A 2870-nucleotide genomic window follows, 5' to 3' on the forward strand; every position below is an offset into this window, starting at 1 on the left:
GATATATAATCCATAAAAATAAAAAACTATAATAATATTGTAATATAACTGTATATTTATTATAATGGTAAAAAAGCGTTACGGTAGAACACGAACAATTATGACAAAAATCAAGAAATCGTTCAGTTTCCTTCTTCGTTAGGTAATGTCACACTAGTGAAGTAGGCCGATATATAGAGAGTAATTGACAAAGGACTGATGAAAATATTCTACTACTAGGGGGAACCATCTTGAAAAATGTCATCAAAAAATGGAATCAAATTAGTCTGGTCAAGCAAATTATTATCGGTTTGATTATTGGTATCATTCTAGCCGTAATCATGCCAGCGACAGCAAAACCTGTTACAATCCTTGGTTCTTTATTTGTAGGTGCCCTTAAAGCAATTGCACCCGTACTGGTACTTTTCTTGGTTATGTCAGCGATCGCGCAGCACAAAAAGGGTCACCAAACGAACATGAAATCCATTATTTTTCTTTATCTTTCAGGAACCTTTCTAGCAGGGTTAATTGCCGTGATCGTCAGTTTTATCTTTCCTGTCAATATCTCCCTCGCAAAAGGTGCGGAAGATGTAACGGCTCCAGGGGGTGTTGTCGAAGTTCTCAAATCATTATTGTTGAATGTAGTCGATAACCCTGTTAAAGCAATCTATAATGCCAACTATATCGGTATTTTAGCTTGGGCAATCCTTCTTGGGATGGCATTAAAAAATGCCTCTGCTACGACAAAGACGTTGATTGCTAATTTTTCCGATGCAGTTTCCAAAATGGTGACCTGGGTCATTAAATTTGCACCCTTTGGCATTATGGGATTAGTGATTGATTCGATTACTACAAATGGAGTTGGATCTTTACTGAATTATGGTAAATTACTAGCTGTATTGATTGGCTGTATGCTCTTTGTTGCGTTTGTAGTCAATCCTATCATCGTGTTCGTGAACATCCATCAGAATCCCTATCCACTTGTATTTAAATGTTTAAAGGAAAGTGCCATTACCGCATTCTTTACCCGCAGTTCGGCTGCCAATATTCCCGTCAATATGCGATTATGTGAAGAACTGCAGTTGGATAAAGACTCCTATTCTGTATCCATTCCATTAGGAGCAACCATTAATATGGCTGGGGCAGCGGTTACAATATCTGTTCTGACACTTGCCGCGGTTCATACTTTAAACATCCATGTCGACATCCCAACAGCGATCATCCTTAGCGTTTTATCTGCTGTATGTGCTTGTGGTGCTTCAGGTGTTGCTGGCGGATCCTTATTATTGATTCCATTGGCATGCAGCTTATTTGGAATTCCAGCTGATGTGGCCATGCAAGTGGTTGGAGTCGGTTTTATCATTGGGGTATTACAGGATTCTTTTGAAACAGCCTTAAACTCTTCAACCGATGTTCTATTTACCGCAACTGCTGAATTTAAAAAGTGGCGTAAAGAAGGAAAAGCGATTCAAATCGAAAAAGTATCCTAATCGACTGATATGATTGATTACTATCGAAAAACTTGATTGAATAAGATTGAGATTGAGCTGCCATATTTGGCAGTTTTTTTTATTCTAATTTAGTCGAATGATAGATATCAGAAAAATAACTGAAATTTTTTGAAAATTCATTTGACTTTATGTATACAATCGTATACATTATAAATATAACTTGTGTATACGATTGTATACACCAAAGGAGTTGCTTTTATGAAAAACGAGGAATTTACTGATCCTTCTAAAGACTTTCACCATAGAGGGAAGCGTCATCGAAAAGATCATGATCATCACCATCGTGGTGCAAAAACGTTCCGAAGAGGAAGAGCGATTGCTTTTTTAGAGATGATGAATTTGAAACGGTCTACCTTAAAGAGCCAACTCGATGCTCCTGAATTTGAATCAATTAAGCCGATCTTAATTGGAGAATTAAAAGCACTTGAAATGGTCATAAACGAATTTGTACAATTATTTGAACTTCACGATGTAGAAGCAGCGGAACCAGAAGCTAATCAATCGGAAGAAGATAAAGAATCTCTAGCTAGCAGTGAGGAAGAAGTCGACTGATGGTCGATATTTTTAAAAAAAGATAGGGGATGTATGTATGTTCGTTCAATTAAGGAAAGTAACCGTAGAAGAAGGATATGCTGAACAAGTGATCAAGCAGTTTGCTGGAAAAGGGATTATTGAGGAACAGGAAGGATTTATTGATGTAACGGTCATGGAGAAAAAGGTCCGAAAAGGGGAAGAAGAAGTCATCGTCATGATTCGCTGGGAATCAGAGGAATACTGGAAACAATGGGAAAAGAGTGATGCCCACATCGCAAACCATAAAGCAAACCTCGGTAAGCCAAAACCTGCCTATATTTTGAATACTGAGGTTGGAAAATATGAAGTAAAGGCCGTCAAAAAACCAGCTAATTAATGCAAAGGGAGCCAAGAGGTTCCTTTTTTTGTCTTATATAATAAGCGTGGTGTCACCGTTTGAAAGAGATGACACAGGTTTTGCTTGATAAATTGGGACACATTTTTCCAATTTGGAACGTACATTTTTACATGGAGAGACATACATGTTTACCTTGGTTATAGGCAGACTCATGTTTTAGCTGATTCTGAAGATTAATTAATGTATGTTTTAAGTATATTTATAAACTGATACTCATGAAAAAAGTATAAAAGCTAATATTTATACATATTTGTGATGATATGATTGCTGTACTAAACTGTTTTGTTGTACGAAATGTTCCTAGTGTAAATTGAGGATGGAAACATCAATCTGGTAAAAGCTAGGCAGTTCTTTTCGGAACTGAAGGAGCCTAAAAAAGATCTATAAATTTATATAATATTCAAAAAAACACAGGCAATGTTTTTTTAAACTTACAACCTACATTGAAT

At 36.5% G+C, this 2870-nt stretch carries 3 protein-coding genes; all 3 read left to right on the forward strand.

Going from position 1 to position 2870, the window contains the following annotated elements; all coding sequences use genetic code 11:
• Positions 1–230 precede the first annotated feature (230 nt).
• The 3 genes from sstT (at position 231) to V7077_RS26590 (ending at position 2400) form a co-directional block, all read left to right on the forward strand.
• Complete coding sequence (gene sstT / locus V7077_RS26580; protein WP_335507574.1) at positions 231–1469, forward strand: serine/threonine transporter SstT; 1239 nt, start codon at positions 231–233, stop codon at positions 1467–1469.
• 219 nt (positions 1470–1688) lie between these two features.
• A complete protein-coding gene (locus V7077_RS26585; RefSeq protein WP_335507576.1) occupies positions 1689–2042 on the forward strand; it encodes a hypothetical protein in 354 nt (117 codons plus the stop codon).
• 37 nt (positions 2043–2079) lie between these two features.
• On the forward strand, positions 2080–2400 hold the full coding sequence (locus tag V7077_RS26590) for an antibiotic biosynthesis monooxygenase family protein (protein ID WP_335507578.1): 321 nt from the start codon (positions 2080–2082) through the stop codon (positions 2398–2400).
• Positions 2401–2870 lie beyond the last annotated feature (470 nt).

Source organism: Neobacillus vireti (assembly GCF_036962465.1).
GTDB lineage: Bacteria > Bacillota > Bacilli > Bacillales > Cytobacillaceae > Neobacillus > Neobacillus vireti_B.

Coding starts and splice junctions, on each gene's coding strand:
- V7077_RS26585 (WP_335507576.1), top strand. CDS start 1,689: ATGAAAAACGAGGAATTTACTGATCCTTCTAAAGACTTTCACCATAGA.
- V7077_RS26590 (WP_335507578.1), top strand. CDS start 2,080: ATGTTCGTTCAATTAAGGAAAGTAACCGTAGAAGAAGGATATGCTGAA.